The sequence below is a fragment of the Streptomyces varsoviensis genome (assembly GCF_000718635.1).
Lineage (GTDB): Bacteria > Actinomycetota > Actinomycetes > Streptomycetales > Streptomycetaceae > Streptomyces > Streptomyces varsoviensis.
In genome coordinates this window covers 1-16952 of record NZ_JOBF01000014.1, presented here as the reverse complement: position 1 = coordinate 16952, position 16952 = coordinate 1, and the positions used below count along the sequence as shown (strand labels likewise).

Below are 16952 nucleotides of genomic sequence, written 5' to 3'. Positions count from 1 at the left end.
GCGCCCCGGAGGACGCGCTGGACACTATCCACCCGACAGTAGATGACTGGTTTGTCCTGGTTTGGAGGTGTGGAGGGGTCGGCGTGGTGAGATCGGTGTGGTGAGATCGGCGTGGTGCCGAGGAGTTCCCGTCTCGGCCCGGGAAGGCGCGGGGAGGGTGCCGGGAGGATGCCGGGAAGGCGCCTCACGTCGTACGCGGGGCCGGGGGCTCGGGGAGCGGTCGCGCCGTACGGGTGAGCACGGCGCCCGGCACGGAGGAGTACGTGGCGAAGCCGGGCGCGGTCGTGGTGCGCGCGGCCAGGTCGTCGACCACGTCGCGCAGACGGCGGTCCCGGGCGAACGCGGCCCGCTGCCGGCCGGCGCCGCCGCCCTCGCGGGCCAGCCGTCCCAGCACAGCGGCGACCCAGCGCCACTCCCCGCGGGCCTCCAGGCCCGGCCGCACCAGCTCCAGCAGCCGACCGGCCATGCGCGCGGCGGGCACCGGCCTGCCGCTGCGCTGGTCGATGCCCTGCCCCGTCCAGCCATCGCGGGCGCCGCGCCAGTACGCCGCGCGCAGCCAGGCATCCTCGATGATCGGCCCCGGGTCGCCCCGCCCCACCCGCTCCACCGCGTCCATCACCAACGCCCGCGCCAGCAGCGCGAACGCCACCGTCTCCGCCGGCCCGGCGTTGGCGTCCATCACCCGGATCTCCACGGTGCCCAGGCGGTCGCACGGGCGGACGTCCCAGAAGAGATTGTGCTCGTCGAGCGCGGCGCCGCTGTCGAGCAGCCGCGCGACGAGACGGTCGTGATCGGCGGCATCACGGAAGAAGGGGGGAGGGCCCGCGATCGGCCACTGCGCCAGGGCGACGGCCCGCCAGCTCGCGTACCCACTGTCGCGCCCGGCCCGGAAGGGGGAGTTCGCCGCGATCGCCACCAGCGTCGGCAGCCACGGCCGCAGGTGGTTGCCCACCAGCACGGCGGCCTCGCGCCCGGGCACCGCCACATGGGTCTGCAGGGCGGAGAACACGAACGACTCCTGCAACCCGCGGTATGCCCGTACGCCGGCGTCGTAGCGCGGGTCCGCTCGTACCGGCACCGGGTCCGCGACGCCCAGGACCGGCGTGCCCGAGGCCACGATCCGCAGGCCCTCGGCGCCGGCGGCCGCGGACAGCGCCGCGCGCACGCGGGCGATCCGCGCCAGGAGGCCGGCCCCGTCCGAACAAGGGGGCGTCTTGCCCTCCACCTGGTATTCGCTGAACTCACCGGAGACCAGCCCGCCCACCGCTGCCACCGCCGCGGGCAGCACGCGCGAAGCGGCCTCCCGGACAGCCCCGTCGTCCGGGTCGACGAGGAAGAACTCCTCCTCCACACCCAACGTCGGAACCGGTTCGCTCGTCACCGACATGCACCCGTGCCCCACAGCGTCCAAGAGAGCGGAACTCACCACCGGCAGCCCAGCATGCCCCGCCCGACGCCGAAGACCGGCCCGACACCCCGCCCGACGAGCCCCGAGCCACGAGTTCCGGGCCACGAGACCCGAGTCAGGGGCCCCGGGCCAGGAGTCCCGGGCCATTCACGACGGCGGACCGCGACCGTGCGGGGCAGGGCCGACAGCGGGTCGCGGAAAGTGCGCTTGCCCCATGACGTCCGAGGTCACCGCCACATGGGGCCGTAGGCCGCCATGGCCGCGTAGGCGTCCGTCGTTCCCCAGTCGGCGAAGCCGACACCGCGCAGAGCGCGCGTTACGCCCAGTCTGTCTCGACCCGGGCGTAACGCGCACGATGACGTACCTCTAGCAGGGCTGGGCGTACCAGACGTGATAGCCGTCGTTCACCTTGCCCTGGCTGGGGGCGGGCCCGGTCTTCTGCTTGAGAGCGTGGTTCTTGTCCCGGAACTGCCCGACTGTCCCCTTGGTCTGGTTGTTGACGTAGTAGGTGGGGACGAAGTCGCCGAGCCCGAATTCGCCGCAGTAGTACAGGTCCTTCCAGTAGTAGGGGCCGCTCTGACCGTTCTTCTCGTCGAAACCGTGCACACACAGCGCCCCGGAGGGGCAGTCGCGGGCGAGCTGCGGTGAGGCCGCGGCCGTGGCCTTCGTGGGCTGCCGCGGGACGGAGGCCGTCGCGCCGGCCGTGCCCGCCCCGGTGGTGAGCAGGACGGCCGCGCCGGCGGCCAGTATGGCGAAGCGCCGTGTCCGGTGCGGAAAGGCCCGCGATCGCACTGTCATGAGGTGGTTCCTTTCTGTCCGATCTCTGTCCGATTTCTGTCCGAGCCATTGACATGGCGTGACTGTTCTCCGACGCGGCCGCCCCAGTGGGGCGGATGCCTCGCCGGACGACCGGCGAGGGTGCGGCGGAGCGAATGCGCCCGGTCGCCGGATGCGTCTGCACCAGCTTGGCGGGGCAGGAGCGACGAGGCTGTGCCCACGGACGCCAGGTGCATGACGATGCGTGCCAGGACCGGCTCACGCCGGCGGCTGGAAACGCCGGCGGTACTCGCCGGGGCTGAGGCCATGGGTTTTCGTGAAGAGACGGCTGAAGTGGGCGTAGCTGGTGAACCCCCACCGGGCGGCGATGGCGTGGACCGGGTGGCGGGCCAGGCCGGGGTCGGCGAGTGCGCGTCGGCAGCGTTCGAGTCTGCGCGTGCGGATCGCGGCGGCGACGGAGGTCGCGTTGGCCCGGAAGAGCCGGTGCAGGCTGCGGAGGGACATGTGGTGCGCCGCGGCGATCGTCTCCGGGGTGAGGGCGGCGTCGTCCAAGTGCTCGTCGAGGAACGTGCTGACGCGGGCGAACAGCGCGCGCTGCCGCGTGTCCTGGGGCAGCGCGGCATCGGCGTCGAGCTCGTGGGCGAGCAGCGCCGCCAGCAGGTCGACGGTGACGGCGCCCAGGCGGGCCGTGTCGGACGGCGTGTACGAGCAGTCGCCCCTGCTCAGTTCGAGTAGCTGCCGGGACAGGAGCCGGCCGATCCCCTCCCGGCCCGGCAGGCGCGTCAGGAACAGCTCCGGTATCCGGCGCGGCGGGAGCGGCAGCAGGGGGCGGGGCACAGCCAGGAGCAGCTCGACGGTCAGCCCGTCCGCGACACGCGTGGTCGCGTGGAAGGGGTGGGAGGTGTCGTGGAATACGAGGTCCCCCGGACCGAGGACGACCCGGCGCCGGTACTGCTCCGCCTCGACCCATCCCCGCAGATTGACGCCGAGTTGGAAGTGCTCAGGATCGGACTGGCGGATGTGCTTGGCGGTGCGACTGGCCTTCAGCTCCTGTTGCGCGAGCCCGGCCGCCTGGACCGGGCCCAGTTGAACCGTGCGGAGGCGGGCCTGGAAGTCGTCGGTACGGTCCGTACGGATCTCGTACGGCGACATCGTCCGACGGATCGTATCCAGCCAGAACGGGAACCGCTCGGCCGCCGGCAAATCGTCCGTCCGCAGAACTGTCTCCATCGCCTTCCCCTCGGATCGGTGCCCGCCTCATGGCTTCCGACCTCCACGACGATCCTGCGATCAGGCGGACGACGCGGGCCCGGACTGGCCGCTCGGATGCCGCGCCTCATGCTGCCCAGGCGCGAGGAGCCACTTGGGCCCTGTCCTGGTGCGCCTTGCCGACGCCATGAACTGTCCGGGGCGGCGGGAGAGTTGGGAAGGAGATGGATGTCCCATCTCGCGCTGGGACGTGGGACGCCGCCGGACCTGGGAGTCTCCCGGCGGCCTGGGACGGCGCCCCGCCGTGTGCCACCCTGACGGAGGTCGTCGCAGGGGCTGGGGGCGCTCGTGGTCGCATCGGGGGAGGAGGCGCGGCGCTTCGCGCGTGCGCTGGAGGATCTCAAGCAACGCCGTGGACTGAGCTATGGGGAGCTGGCCCGCCGGACCTACACGACCAGGTCGACGCTGCACCGCTACTGCAACGGGGCATCACTGCCGCGGGACTTCACGATCGTGGCGGCCATCGCCCGGGAGTGCGAAGCCACCGCCGGGGAACAGGTCGAGCTGGCGCGGTTATGGATGGCGGCTCTCTCGCAACGGTCATCTGATCTGCCCGTCCGCACCCCGGAACCGGAAACCGGCCAGGAGGGCCGGCGAGCGGAGCCGCGGCTGTGGCGTGTACGGACTCCCTGGCGAGGGGCCGCCGCGCTGGCGCTGTTGTGCGCCGGGATGGTGCCGATCCTCTCGGCGAGCGGAGAGTTCGGCGGCGTGACCGCCGGGCCGTCTCCTATAGCGGCGACCTCAGGTGATTCGGGTGATGCAGGTGATTCGGGCGGTTCGGGCGGTTCGGGGGACAGTTGGGTGCAGGAGCCTTGGCCGGTGGGCACGGCCGGGTTCGGTGTCACGCTGAACAGCAACACCGGCACCATGCCGTCCTTCCGCGTCGGCAGCGTGCGCCTGTGGGACGGCGGCACACGCTGGGCCGACCTCGAACGGAGCCGCGGCACGTACACCTGGTCCGCTTTGGACCGTCTCGTAGCGGGGGCTCGCCGGGCCGGGAAGCCCGCCCTGTTCACGCTGGGCGGCACCCCGTCATGGGCGGCGCCCGACGGCCCGAAGACCGTGTACGCGGACGGCTCGCGCAGCGCCGCGCCCGACGATCTCAGGGACTGGGACGCGTTCATCCGCGCCCTGGTGGCGCGCTACCGCGGCCGCATCGAGGCGTACGAACTGTGGGACACGGTCACCGACCGGCACTTCTACTCCGGTTCGGTGCGCACCATGGCCGACATGGCCCGGCGGGCGGCCCGGATCATCCACGCCGCCGATCCCCGCGCGAAGGTGGTGTGTCCCTCCATGGGGCGGCTGCGCGAGGCGGGCGGCCCGCTGTTCCTTCGGCGCTTCGCCCGCCTCCACGGTTTCGACGCCTGCGACGTGGTCGGGGTGAAGCTGCGGCAGGACGCCGGGGGCGAGCCGCCGGAGGCCATGGCCGGGGAATTCGCCGCCGTCGCGGAGGTCCTGCACCAGGCCGGTGTCGGGGCGCCGGTCTGGGACACCGGCCCGGACTACGACATCCGTGACCAGGCTGTGCTCCGCGGTGGGCGGGCGGCCGACTACGCGGCCCGGTTCTTCTTGGTCGGTCTCTACGGACGGGAACTCCGGCTGGACCGTTCCTACTTCTACAACTGGGGCGGCCGGCGCATCCCGGTGGTGCTCCAGCCCGAGGGAGAGCCGCCGACACTCGCCGCCCGCGCCGTGGACCGGCTGCAGCGCTGGCTGGCAGGCGCCCGCATCCAAGGCTGCGGCCATGGACATGCGGCAGGCTTGCCGAGCACCGTGTGGCGATGCCGATTCACCGATGTGCTTATCGACGGCTCCGTACGAGGCGCGGTGATCCAGTGGACCTCCCGGGGCGCCGCCTCCGTGCCCGCGGAACCCCGCACCATGAGCCTGGCGCACCTCGACGGCACCCGGAGCCCAGTCCGGCCGGGGGCTTTGGTCCACGTCACCGAGACACCCGAACTCGTCATCGAATCCCCTGAGTGAAGCCGGACGTCGAAGGTGTTCGCTGCGGACCGTCGCCGGCCCGGTGGCCCCTGCCGGACATTCCCGTTCAGGCTCACGCGCGCCCGCCCCGCTGAACGTGTCCGGCGCCTCTGTCATGAACATCAACGCCGCTTTAGTATGGGCGAGTTGTCGATGGGGAAGCAGCGCAAGCGCATCAGAGAGCAGTGACGGGACGCCTATGACCAGTTTTCCTGAGATCTCCGCTGAACTTGCCACCTACTTCTCGCTGGCGGCCGAGACCGTGGGCGCTGCCGTGGTGGCGAGCGCCGCGCAGCGCATCGCGGACGGATCGATCGAGGTGGGCCAGGGCTGCTTTCGCAGGCTCTTCCGCCGTCGTGGCGAGGACACCCCGATCGCCCTGCCGGAGGGCCGCAGCGAACCGCGCGCCGACCATCTGCTCGGTGCGCTCTCCGCCGAGGACAGGCGCCGGTTGGCCGCGGCCCTGATGGCGTGGCTCGGCGAGCAGGGGGACCGCGGTTGGGACGCGGCCCGCTTGGCGGACCTCATGACAGCCGCCCCGGCGCCCACGCGCACGTACCATGTCGCGGCACACGGCCCCAACTCGGCCGCCATCGGCTCGGTAGGGGACGGTGCCACCTTCCGCTTCGGCGTCGGCCGGCCCGAGGACGGAGCGTGAGCTCCGCCGACCCCGGTGCCGGTGCCGGTGAGAGACCCGAGGCCGGCAGCGGCAGCTCCAGCGGCGCCAGTTCCAGCAGCGTCAGCTCCAGCGGCGTCGGCTCGTCCTCGTTCGGCGCGGTGGGTGACAACGCCACGTTCAAATGGGAGCTCAAGCGGTCGTTGACGCACATCGCGTGGATTCCCGTGTCCGCCTGCCTCGTCATCGCCGTGACGGCCGGCTTCGCCGTCTTCGCCGTCGCCCAGTGGCCCGGAGGCCCGCAGAGTCAGTACGTGTGGTGCTACGTCCTCGCGGCGCTCGCCCTGCTGGGCGCCGGTGCGGCCGTCCTGTACCCGGCCGACAGGGCCGGGCGGGCCCGCGGGGCCGAGCGACAGGCCGTCGGCGCTCGGCAGCGCGGGGTCGTTCGCGCCGTCCTCGTCGGCTTCGCCGCGCTCTGCTGCGGTGGCGGCGCGCTCGCCTGGGTCGACGTCGACCGCACCGGCGAGGTCGGCGTGGAGATGAACATCCAGGGAGCACAGCCCGTGGACGACACCGGCGGCACCCTCACGGTGGAGATGGCACGGCCGCCGGCCGACGACGTACGGAACAAGCTGCGTCTGACGCTGACGATCGTCGACGATGATCCGACCACGCCCACCTGCGTCGGCAGGACCACGGCCGAGGTCACCGCCGTCACCCCCGGCATCGCTCCGAGCGCGCGGAAGGTACCCGCGCGGTCGACCATCGACTTCGACCTCGGCGGCCGCCAGGGTGCGCTCCGCTTCGCGGTCGCCGTCCAGCCGGAGACAGGCTGCTCCATGCGTCTCGCCCAGGCCCGCGGAACGCTGCACAACGACTGAGACAACAGGTCTGGGAGGACCGTTCATGGGCACATCAGGGCGCCGTTTCCGTACGATCCGCGTCGGGGCCGCCGTGGCAGTCCTCGCGGGAGCCGCCCTGGCCGGCTGCTCCTCGAAGCCCGCGTCGCTGTTCGACGGGGGGAAGGTCGAGGTCGGCGCCAAGAGTGATCAGCCGGGCACGAGCTACTCACCGCACGACGGAGAGTTCAACGGGTTCGACATCACCGTGGCCCGCGAAGTGCTCGGGAAAGTGGGGGTCAAGTCCCCCAGTTTCGAAGGCGTTCTGTCCAAGAACCGGGCCCGCGCCCTGCATGAGGGGGACGTCCAGCTCATCGCGGCCACCTACTCGATCACGAGGGAAAGGATGGCGCCGAAGTCGCAGCACGGTGAGGGGCTCGATTTCGTGGGCCCCTACGCGTCGACCCAACAGGGCGTTCTCGTACGAACCGACGACGCCGGAGACTACAAGCGCCTCAACGACCTCGACGGGCACCTCGTATGCGTCTGGGAAGGCACCACGTCCGCAAAGGAACTGGAGAGAAAGGCGTACGGCGACATCCGCACCGTCACGGAGACGGACGCACGGGACTGCGTCAAGAGACTGCGGGAGGGGACTGTCGACGCCGTCTCCACCGACCAACTGCTTCTCTACGGATTCATGGGAGCCGATCCCGGCCTCACCGTCGAACCGGCCCTGTCGTTCGGCCCGTTCAACGACTACGGCATCGCCATGTCCAAGGGCCACCGCGACGACTGCAAGAAGCTTCAGCAGGCCCTCATGGACTACGCGCGCAGCAACGACTGGGACCAGGACTTCCACAACAATCTGTCCCGCGTCCCCAAGGAAATCCGCGACAAAGCCAGGCCCACCGATGCCGATATCGACACCTATTCCTGCACCGACAAGCCAGGGAACGCGAAGGTGGACGACTGAGTCTCGGCCAGGAGATCCCGCGGCCGGCCGGCCGACCGCTTGAGCTTGAGCGCACCGCCCCCCGTTGGCTTGCACAGCTCCCTTGAGTCAACCCGCTCTCAGGGAGTGAATAGCCGGCGCGAGGTGCTCTGCGATATTGCCGAGGATGCGCAGGTTCTCCTGCACGCCGAGCGTGTTGGGGATCGTGACGAGCAGGGTGTCCGCCTCCTTCACTGCGTGATCTTGCTGAATCTCCCTGATGACGGCCTCCGGCTCGCCGATGAAGCTCTTCCCGAAACGGGAGATGGCACCTCCAAGGACGCCGACGTTTTCTTGTGCTTGGAGCGCCGCGGGGCCGAACAAGGACCGGTCACGGTCGGAGACGATGGGCAGGATGCTGCGCACGACGGCGACGCGGGGCGCACCCCGATGGCCCGCGCGATCCCAGGCGGCGCGGAAGACCCTGATCTGTTCGGCCTGGAGTTCCGAGAATGGAACACCCGTGTCCTCGGAGAGCAAGGTGCTACTGAGCAGGTGCATACCCTGTTCGCCGGCCCACTGCGCGCTCTGTCGCGTGGCCGATCCCCACCAGATGCGCTGCGGAAGGGTCTCTGACTGCGGTTGGATCGGCAACGGCACCCGCACGCCGGCCTGGGCGGGGTCGCTGATCGCCATCGGGGTCCCGGCGATGGCGGCGCGGAAGCGGTCGGTGTGCTCGCGTGCCATGTCTGCGGCGTCGCTGTCGGCGGACGGATGGAAGCCGAAGCTCTCCCATCCGCGCAGTGCGGGTTCCTGTGATCCTCGGCTGATGCCGAGCTGGAGACGTCCGCCGCTGATGAGGTCGGCTGCGGCGGAGAGCTCGGCCATGATGAGCGGGTTCTCGTAACGCATGTTGATCACGGCGGTGCCGAGTTCGAGTCGCTGAGTTCTCGCGGCCAAGGCTCCCAGGAAGGACCAGGGGCTGGCGAACTGGTGCTGATAGTGGTGTACGCGCATCCAGGCGCCGTCGAAGCCGAGTTCTTCCGCGCCGACCGCGATCTCGATCCCCTGCGTCAGCGAGTCGGCTGCGGACAGGCGGTGGCGGGGCTGGTAGTGGCCGAAGGAGAGGAACCCCAGGTTCTTCGTCATCGTGGCTCCTTTCACAGGGCCGGGATGGAATCGGTGGGCGATTCCGCCGCAGTGGGCAGCTCGCCCTCGGTGGAGGTGGAGGTGGAGGTGGAGGTGGGGGTGGGGGTGGAGGTAGAGGTGGGGGTGGACGTGCCGCCGGCTCGGCGCAGGAGGATGACGGCGGCGCCGATGACCGTGGTGACGACGGCGCAGGCGATCATCATCATGCGGAACACGGTGGCGTAGACGGCTGCATGGCCGGTGGCCCCGGCCGCGACCTCGGCGCCGAGGGTTGGGTTGCCGAGCTGGGCGCCGATGATCGCGGCGAGCGCAGCGCCGAAGACGGCGACGGCGAGCGCTTCGCTGCCGAGTCGGAGGAAGTTGAGTACGCCGGCGGCGGCGGCGCTGCTGTGTGCGGGGACGGAGGCGAGTGCTTCGCCGTCGACGAGCCCGAGGGGGAGCCCCCATCCGAATCCCAGCAGGATCATCGGGATGACGAGCAGCACCGGGGACAGACTCGGGTCGAACAGCAGGAACAGCACGTCGCCGGTGATGAGCAGGATGAGGGCGGTGTTGATGATCGTATGCGGCGCGACGCGGGTGCGGGTGATCAGCGCGCCGGTGAGCAGCGGGCCGACGAGGACGGGGAGCGTCAGCGGGAGCATGAACAGCCCCGCGGTCGCCGCGTCCTGACCGTGGACGGCGCTCAGCGCGATGGGTGCGTAGGTGAGGACCGAGACGTAGGCGAACGACGCGGCGACGGGGACCAGCGCGACGGCGAGGAAACGGGGGCTGCGCAGCGGCGTCAGATCGAGGAATCCTCGGCGGGGCGCGGCGCCCGTCGACGTGGCGGACGGTGCCGGCAGGACTCTGAACGCCGCGGCCGCCAGTACGAGCGCGGCGACCCCGGCGACCACGCCGAAGACACCGCGCCATCCGAGCGCCGTGACGAGCAGGCCGCTGAGCGTGGGGCCGGCCGCCAGGCCGATGCCCACGATCGTGCCCAGGAGAGCGAAGGCGTGTGCGCGTCGCTTGCCGTCGTAGGCGTGGGAGATGATCGAGGTGCCGCCGGTCGCGATGGCGGCCGCGCCGACGCCGGTGATGATCCGTGCGAGGTCGAGGAGGATCAAGCTTCCGGCGAGGGCGCTTCCGACTGCTCCGAGCAGGACCGTGGCGAGGCCGATGACGAACGTCCGTCGCAGCCCGATCCGGTTGCCGATCTGCCCCCATAGCAGGGTGGAGATCGTCAGGGCGATGTTGAAGCCATTGACGACGCCCTGCAGCAGAGTTGCGTCGCTGCCGAGGTCCCGCGAGATGTCGGGAAGCGCGATCGCGGCACCGGTGATGCTGATCGGCATCACGAAGATGCCCAGCAGCACGACGGGCAGCAGCAAAGGCGATGGTGATGGGCGCTCGGGGGTGGCGTGAGTGGGCGACAAGATTCCTCCTAGGTACGATGTGCGTCGTACCTTGAGGGGGGTGCGCGCGTAAGGTACGATGCAAATCAGACCTTGAGGGGTGGAAGCGAATGGTGAAGGAAACACCTTCGGGGCCGGAGGCCGCGGAGATGGAGCTCGGCGCCGTCCTCCGAGCGCTCTCCGACGAGCACCGTCGCGCGGTGATGGTCGAGCTCGCCGCGGACGAGGAGGATCGCGAGCGCACATGCAACTCGTTCGATCTGCCGGTCTCGAAGCAGACCCAGACGCACCACTTCCGTGCGCTTCGGGAGGTCGGACTGATCCGCGAGATCGACTACGGAAACCGGAAGGGCATCCGGCTGCGCCGGTCGGACATCGACGTACGTTTCCCTGGTCTGCTCGGGCTCCTCGCAGCGGAGGCGCGCAAGCCGGAACGCGCAAACGACTAGCGGGGCCGCCGCGGCACGCTTCGCGCAGCAAGACTCGCAGGTCGACGTCCCCGTCCCGGGTGCGGAAGGCGACGACTGCGGCGGCGGTGGCCTTGGTGCGCGAAGCCCCGCAGGCGAGCGTGTGGACCGAGGCCGACGTGCCACGGACGATGGACCATCTCCGTCGCCTTCGCTCCGCGGGCACTCAAGATCTGCGTAGCCGGGGATCGGGTCAGCCCTGAGATGGGTTGATCCAATCTGACCGTGGGCCCGGGGCGCACCCGGGCCCGTCCGGTTCTCGTGGGGCCTCCGCATGGGGGCTGTCGAGCACCGCCTCGATAGCCGCGCCGGTCAGCTCGATGACCAGACAGTCGTCTCGGAGCTCTTCCGGCAGGTGGGGGCGATCCTCCTCGGCGCGCAGGAGGGTGGGGCACCCCGGCAGGAGAAGTACAGCACCGAGGCGGTCGACCAATTCGGCGGTGACGGCGAATATGCCGCCGCGTTGAGGCCGGTTAATCATCAAGCCGGTGGAGTCCGCGTAGACATCAGCTTCACTGCCGTCGCCTGCCCGAATGAGCATGGACTCGCGATCCCCGGCTATGACGTAAGGCCGTAGAACCTCATGCATCAGCGCTTCGTCCAGCGCTGCTGGCTCACCATGCGCGAACCGCTGGACGTACATGCTGTAACTCATAGCGAATCAGAGCTTACGGCGTTGTCGGATATTGAAGATCGGGGCCAGAACCGTGTGGCTGAGAACCCGAGCTGCTGACTGGGGTTGGTGGTTCGGCTGCTGGTGAACGCCAATCTCCGGCAGGGCCCGTCCGCATATCCTCCGGACATGGTTGATCAACGCTCGGTCGACGTCGGCGAGGTCCGGCTGGCTTATCAGACGTCGGGTCCTCCGCATGCTCCGCCCCTCGTCCTGTTGCACGCACTGGGCGAGGATGCCACCGACTGGGAGGCGGTTGTGCCCGCCCTCGCCCGGAGTCGAAGGGTGTATGCCCTCGATCTTCGCGGTCACGGCCGAAGCGACTGGCCGGGGGACTACTCACTCGAACTCATGCAGGCCGATGTGCTCCGGTTCCTGGACACACTGGGACTTGGACCAGTGGATCTGATCGGGCACTCCATGGGCGGGATCGTGGCCTACCTGGTCGCGGAGGATCACCCGCAGCGGGTGAGCCGGCTCGTCCTGGAGGATGTGCCGGTCCCCCGCCCCCGGAAGCCGAGCACCCCGGCCAGGCCGGACGGCGTCCTGACCTTCGACTGGGAGATGGTGCTGGCCGTCAGGCGGCAGATCGACCAGCCCGATCCCACCTGGCTGGAGCGACTCGGCCAGATCACCGCCGAGACCCTCGTACTCGCCGGCGGCCCCCACAGCCATGTTCCCCAGGACGGTGTCGCCGAGCTCGCTCGCCGCATCCCCGGCGGGCAAGTGGTCACCATCCCGGTGGGACACCTGATCCACCACGCGGCGCCGGAGGCGTTCACCGAGGCGGTTTCGGCGTTCCTGGAGGAAAACTTCCGTCCTACCGCCAAGCGTGAGCGGGGTCACAGGCTGTGACGTGGGGACGGCCGCACGGGTCCGTCGAGTGTGACGAAGAAGTGGGCCGGTGCGGCTTTGTCCCATCCCACCACGATCAGCGACGGCCAGGGCCGCACCCTTTGGTCCGGGGCCGACCGGCCCGGGAGAGTGCACGACCAGACCGCGATGCGCACCGAAGGCATCGCCGAGCGATTCCGTCTCCACCCGAACGTGAGAGCCGAGGTGGATGAGGGTTACCGGGGTCTGGCGAACGAGTTCCCCGAACAGGTCAGTGCGCCGCCGAAGAAGCCGAAGGAAGACGCCCCGCTCGGTGACCAGTACGCCTGGCGTGAGCACCGGCGCCGCCAGTCCTCGGCACGGATCTACGTCGAACACGCCAGCGCGGAGCACAAGCAGTGGCGCCCGCTGCAGCGCTTCCTCGGCCGCCGCGAGCACTACCCGGCCACGCACCGGGCCATCGCCGGCCTGGTCTCCGACCGAGCCCCCCAGCGGCCCACCCGCCGCGAACCGCGCACCGAACTCGTTCCCGTCAGCCCGATGACCTGCTAAATCACCCACCAGCCGGACTCTCAGGTCATCACGCCTCAACATCAATAGCCCACAACGTCGTTAGCCGGCGAGAGCTTCGGTGATCTGGCGGGTGGTCTGCGCGGCGACTCGGGGGTTGGCGGCGGCGTAGTGGGCGTAGGCGTTGAGGGCGGTGGCCAGCGCCCAGCCGCGGCCCCGGAGCCAGGTGGCGTCGTCGACGCCGAGCGCGGCGCGGAGCGCGGCCCGGCTCTCGGTCGACATCAGGGTGAAGGCGATCACCAGGTCGCAGGCCGGGTCACCGATGCCGAGTTCGCCGAAGTCGATGACGGCGCTGAGACGGCCGTCGACGGTGAGCAGGTTGCCGGTGTGGAAGTCGCCGTGGAACCAGACCGGAGGACCGTTCCACCCGGGGGCGTTGATCGCCGCGTCCCACAGCTCGGTCATGGCCGCGGCGTCGAACGCGTCGGCGGTCTCGGCGATGGCGGCCCGCGTCGCTCGATCCCGTGCGACCAATGGCTGAGCGGTGAGATCTGTGCGGACGCGCCGGTCCGGAATCTCCTCGGGTACGAACCGTTGTAAAGCGTCCAGGAAGCGGGCGAGTTCAACGGCTGTCTCGGAGGAATCGGCCAGTGCCTCGACGCTCGCCGTCTCGCCGTCCAGCCAACGGGAGACCGCCCATGGCCACGGATAGCCGAAGTCGGGCTTCCCCACCCCCACCGGCACGGGGACGGCCAGCGGCAGGTGCGGGGCGAGTCGGGGCAGCCACTCGGACTCCTTCCTGGCCTGTCCGACGGCGTCGGCATGTCGCGGCAGCCGTACGGACATCTCGTCGCCCAACCGGTAGATCACATGATCCGAACCTGCCGGGTCGAGCAGTTCCAGGGGTGCTCCGGCCCACTGTGGGAACTGCGTGTCGACCAGGCGTCTGACCAGTGCGGCATCGACCGAAGGGCGGGCATCCGCGGTTCTCCCAGTCGCCAAGACCAGTTCTCCCGGGATTGGCCCGCCCCGTACGGCGAGCAGTCGGGGCCATCACAGTGCCCCGCGGTCCGCTTGTCGACCGGATTTCCCCGCCGGCGTCACCTGCTACGGGCCGCGACCCCCACCCTGGCTGAGGTTCCGGCGGGGCTTCCGGTCCTACCGGGCAGCGGTGCTGGTGCACGCACGCCGGTACCGGCTCGCGATCGTGCCCCTCACGTGGTGCCCGCCGGCTGGTGCTTGGTGGTGGTGTGGGTGCGGTCGGTGGTCCAGGCGAGGGCGGCGATGACGGGGAAGGCCGCCGCGGTGAGGGTGACCGTGTGCCAGGTGCCCATGTGGTAGGCGAGGGTGGCGAGTTGGGAGCCGATGGCGCCGCCGATGAAGAAGGTGGCGATGTAGACGCTGGTGATCCGGGCGCGGGCGTCCTCGTCGAGTTGGTAGATGGTGTGCTGCCCGAAGATCAGGGAGCACTGCACGGCGCAGTCGAGGAGGATCGCGGCGGCGGCGAGGGCGAGGATCTGGTGGACGGCCAGGCCGGCCCAGACGAGGGCGGCGGCGGCGAGCAGGCAGGTCACGGGGGTGAGCCGGTGGACGAGACCCCGGTCGGCGAGGCGGCCCGCGAGCGGGGCGACGAGCGCGCCGGCGGCGCCGACGAGGGCGAACAGGCCGACCTGGAGCTGGGAGTAGTTGTACGGCGCGCTGGTCAGGACGTACGAGATGGTCGTCCAGAACGCGCTGAAGGCGGCGAACATGCAGGCGTGGTAGAAGGACCGGCGGCGCAGCCGCGGGTGCACGCGGACCAGGCGGGCCGTGGAACGCAGCAGCTCGGTGTAGGAAGCGGTGCTGGTGGGGGCCCGGCGGGGCAGTACGCGGCGCAGGACGAGGGCCAGGATCGCCATCAGGGCGGCGGAGACCAGGTAGACGGCGCGCCAGCCCGCGACGTCCGCGAGCAGGCTGGCGACGGTGCGGGAGAGCAGTATCCCGGCGAGCAGCCCGCTCATGACCTTGCCCACCACGGCGCCGCGCAGTTCATCGGGGGCGAGGTCGGCGGCGTAGGGGACGAGCACCTGCGCGACGACGGAGGTGGCGCCCGCGACGAGCGCGGCGATGAGCAGGACGGTGAAGTTGGGGGCGAAGGAGCCGGCGGCCATGCCCACGGCCGTGATGGTGAGCAGGACGGAGACCAGGCGGGAGTTCTCGATGCGGTCGCCGAGGGGGACCAGGAACACCATGCCGGCGGCGTAGCCGAGCTGGGTCAGGGTGATCAGCAGACCTGCGGTCGAGTCCTGGAGCTGGAAGGCCCGGCGCAGCATCTCCAGGAGCGGCTGGGCGTAGTAGAGGTTGGCCACGGTCAGCCCGCAGGAAGTGGCCAGGAGCACGACCAGCCAGCTAGGCAGGGCTTTCTGTCGCGCGTCTGACTCCGGTGTGACGCGGGCTTCGGCGGGCACGGGCATGAGCTGTCTCCGGATGCGGACGGGGAGGGAAGGGTGGAAGCCGAACCAGTTCCACGGGCCCCGGCCGGGCCGGGAGCTGCGCCCTGGCCTGTCACGGGCACCAGCATGGAACCACGATTCCACATTGAACTTTAGTTCAATATAGAACGCGGTGAGTACACTGTCAAACATGAAGAACACGGGCGACCCGCTGCCTCAGGGGATCGAAATCGGTGCGCTGTCCAGGATCATCCGGCACCACTTCGCCGACCGGATCGAGCAGGTCATCCACCCTCTGGGGCTCACCCTCGGGCAGTGGACGGTGCTGCGGGAACTGAAGCGGACCCCCGGCGCCTCCGCTTCGGAACTCGCCCGCGCCGCGGTCCACACACCGCAGGCCGTCAGCCGTCTCATCCGGTCCCTCCAGGAGGAGGGGCTGGTCGAGCGCTCCCCGGCCCGGGGCCGGGTGGTGGATAACCACCTCACGGCCAAAGGGCACAAGGTAATGGACGACACCTTCACCCAGATCGAGGCCCAACTGGCCCCGCTACTGGACAAGTTCGGCAGCGCCAATGTGGAGGAGTTCCGCCGTCTGGCTCACCTCCTCATCCAAGCCCTGGAAGACCCTGCCTGAGGCAGGGGCGGGGGCCCTGGGGGTGTGTCGGGCGTTGGTGGGGATCACGGCGGCCCTCATGCGTCACCACAGCAGGCAGGCCCTCAGGGGTGCGCTCCTGAGGGCCTGCCGGGGGTGGGTGGGTCGGTGCCGGTTAGGGCGTTTTGGTGGGGGCTGGGGTGGACCAGATGTCGATTATTACCTGGTGGGGGTGGGTGGGCTTGGGCGTGGTGCGGTTGGCGTAGTTGCGGTCTACTCGGGCCGCTTCGGTCGCGTCGGGCTTGGCGTTGGTGCAGGAGGGGCCGGGGCCGTGGCCGGACATGAGTTGTGAGCAGGGGCCGTTGTAGGTGTCGAGGAGCCCCAGGATGTGGCCGGTCTCGTGGGCCGCGATGCGGGTGACGTCGTAGCCCTCGTTGACCGCTTGCTGGCCGAGCTGCACCGCGCCGCGGCGGCCGGGGAAGACCGGGCCCAGCGTGGACTGGGGCCAGCCGCTGGTCGCGCGGTAGGTGTAGTCGGCCGAGCCGGGGGTGGCCGCCGGCTTGAGGCGTACGTTGTGCACCGTGTCGTTCCAGATCTGTACGGCCTTCTGGATCGCGCCCTGCCACTGGCCGGCTCGGCTGGCGTCGTAGGTCAGGGTGACCACCGCCCGGGGCGCGGGCGGCGCGGGCGGGGCCGGGTGCGCCGAGGCCGCGCCGATGGTGGTGCTCAGCAGGGCCGGGATGAGTGCCGTCAGGACGGCTATTCGCTTACGCATGAGACTGGTGCGCCTCCTTGAGTCTCAACTGCCGTACGCAGTAAAGAGGCTGGGCGCGGACATGACAAGCCCCTTGTCGAGACAAGCCCTTTGTCGAGACAAGCCTTCTGTCGAGACAACCCCTGTGCCGGGGCGCCCGTCCTGGCGGACACGTGGCGCCCCGTTCGCTCACAGACTCAGAGGTGGAAACCGATCGCGCGGAGTTGTTCGCGGCCGTCGTCGGTGATTTTGTCGGGGCCCCACGGGGGCATCCAGACCCAGTTGATGCGCAGCTCGCTCACGATGCCTTCGGTG

17 protein-coding genes and 1 pseudogene are annotated in these 16952 nt (G+C 70.2%); 8 read left to right on the top strand and 10 right to left on the bottom strand.

The window, feature by feature from the left end; translation table 11 throughout:
• Nucleotides 1–184: 184 nt before the first annotated feature.
• From IF55_RS20650 to IF55_RS20640, 3 genes are all read right to left on the bottom strand, one after another.
• Nucleotides 185–1381 (bottom strand): carboxylate-amine ligase, encoded by a 1197-nt coding sequence (locus IF55_RS20650; protein ID WP_211270013.1) that lies wholly within the window; start codon nt 1379–1381, stop codon nt 185–187.
• A 393-nt stretch (nt 1382–1774) separates the two neighbouring features.
• Nucleotides 1775–2206: a hypothetical protein gene (locus IF55_RS20645; protein ID WP_030886284.1), complete on the bottom strand. Its 432-nt coding sequence runs from the start codon at nt 2204–2206 to the stop codon at nt 1775–1777.
• A 237-nt stretch (nt 2207–2443) separates the two neighbouring features.
• On the bottom strand, nt 2444–3415 hold the full coding sequence (locus IF55_RS20640; RefSeq protein WP_037965948.1) for an AraC-like ligand-binding domain-containing protein: 972 nt from the start codon (nt 3413–3415) through the stop codon (nt 2444–2446).
• A gap of 327 nt (nt 3416–3742) precedes the next feature.
• Between IF55_RS20640 and IF55_RS39795 the strand changes: the two genes are divergently transcribed.
• The 4 genes from IF55_RS39795 (at nt 3743) to IF55_RS20620 (ending at nt 7871) form a co-directional block, all read left to right on the top strand.
• The gene (locus IF55_RS39795) at nt 3743–5440 is read left to right on the top strand and encodes a helix-turn-helix domain-containing protein (protein ID WP_078644832.1); all 1698 of its coding nucleotides are present in this window, start codon (nt 3743–3745) and stop codon (nt 5438–5440) included.
• A 199-nt stretch (nt 5441–5639) separates the two neighbouring features.
• A complete protein-coding gene (locus IF55_RS20630; RefSeq protein WP_030886293.1) occupies nt 5640–6098 on the top strand; it encodes a hypothetical protein in 459 nt (152 codons plus the stop codon).
• On the top strand, nt 6095–6937 hold the full coding sequence (locus IF55_RS20625) for a hypothetical protein (RefSeq protein ID WP_048832246.1): 843 nt from the start codon (nt 6095–6097) through the stop codon (nt 6935–6937). Before IF55_RS20630 ends, IF55_RS20625 begins: the two co-directional genes overlap by 4 nt.
• Nucleotides 6938–6962: 25 nt before the next feature.
• Nucleotides 6963–7871 carry a transporter substrate-binding domain-containing protein gene (locus IF55_RS20620; protein WP_030886299.1) on the top strand — a complete coding sequence of 303 codons (909 nt, stop codon included), beginning with the start codon at nt 6963–6965 and terminating at the stop codon, nt 7869–7871.
• 87 nt (nt 7872–7958) lie between these two features.
• On the opposite strand, the gene IF55_RS20615 is transcribed toward IF55_RS20620, so the two are convergent.
• A complete protein-coding gene (locus tag IF55_RS20615; protein ID WP_030886303.1) occupies nt 7959–8978 on the bottom strand; it encodes an LLM class flavin-dependent oxidoreductase in 1020 nt (339 codons plus the stop codon).
• An 11-nt stretch (nt 8979–8989) separates the two neighbouring features.
• Nucleotides 8990–10396, bottom strand: coding sequence for an MFS transporter (locus tag IF55_RS20610; RefSeq protein WP_157857235.1), 1407 nt, complete (start codon nt 10394–10396; stop codon nt 8990–8992).
• Between the two features lie 89 nt (nt 10397–10485).
• Here IF55_RS20610 and IF55_RS20605 point away from each other — a divergent pair, with 89 nt between their 5' ends.
• Complete coding sequence (locus tag IF55_RS20605; RefSeq protein WP_030886309.1) at nt 10486–10824, top strand: ArsR/SmtB family transcription factor; 339 nt, start codon at nt 10486–10488, stop codon at nt 10822–10824.
• Nucleotides 10825–11035: 211 nt separating this feature from the next.
• Here IF55_RS20605 and IF55_RS20600 read toward each other — a convergent pair whose 3' ends face one another.
• Nucleotides 11036–11497 (bottom strand): hypothetical protein, encoded by a 462-nt coding sequence (locus tag IF55_RS20600; RefSeq protein WP_048832245.1) that lies wholly within the window; start codon nt 11495–11497, stop codon nt 11036–11038.
• A 147-nt stretch (nt 11498–11644) separates the two neighbouring features.
• On the opposite strand from IF55_RS20600, the gene IF55_RS20595 reads away from it, so the two are divergent.
• Nucleotides 11645–12370, top strand: a complete 726-nt coding sequence (locus IF55_RS20595; RefSeq protein ID WP_048832244.1) for an alpha/beta fold hydrolase — start codon at nt 11645–11647, stop codon at nt 12368–12370.
• Between the two features lie 57 nt (nt 12371–12427).
• A complete protein-coding gene (locus IF55_RS20590) occupies nt 12428–12901 on the top strand; it encodes a transposase family protein (protein ID WP_078644829.1) in 474 nt (157 codons plus the stop codon).
• Nucleotides 12902–12961: 60 nt separating this feature from the next.
• Here the strand turns inward: IF55_RS20590 and IF55_RS20585 are convergent, their stop codons facing one another.
• A complete protein-coding gene (locus tag IF55_RS20585) occupies nt 12962–13861 on the bottom strand; it encodes an aminoglycoside phosphotransferase family protein (RefSeq protein WP_030886319.1) in 900 nt (299 codons plus the stop codon).
• Between the two features lie 212 nt (nt 13862–14073).
• Nucleotides 14074–15237: an MFS transporter gene (locus IF55_RS20580; RefSeq protein WP_245661267.1), complete on the bottom strand. Its 1164-nt coding sequence runs from the start codon at nt 15235–15237 to the stop codon at nt 14074–14076.
• A 244-nt stretch (nt 15238–15481) separates the two neighbouring features.
• On the opposite strand from IF55_RS20580, the gene IF55_RS20575 reads away from it, so the two are divergent.
• Entirely contained in the window at nt 15482–15925 is a 444-nt protein-coding gene (locus IF55_RS20575) for a MarR family winged helix-turn-helix transcriptional regulator (protein ID WP_048832242.1), read from the top strand.
• Nucleotides 15926–16058: 133 nt separating this feature from the next.
• Here the strand turns inward: IF55_RS20575 and IF55_RS20570 are convergent, their stop codons facing one another.
• Together IF55_RS20570 and IF55_RS20565 are read right to left on the bottom strand one after the other, a co-directional pair.
• A complete protein-coding gene (locus IF55_RS20570) occupies nt 16059–16658 on the bottom strand; it encodes a snapalysin family zinc-dependent metalloprotease (protein WP_030886329.1) in 600 nt (199 codons plus the stop codon).
• A gap of 176 nt (nt 16659–16834) precedes the next feature.
• Nucleotides 16835–16952 (bottom strand): annotated as a pseudogene (locus tag IF55_RS20565) (metal-sulfur cluster biosynthetic enzyme); the annotation flags it as partial.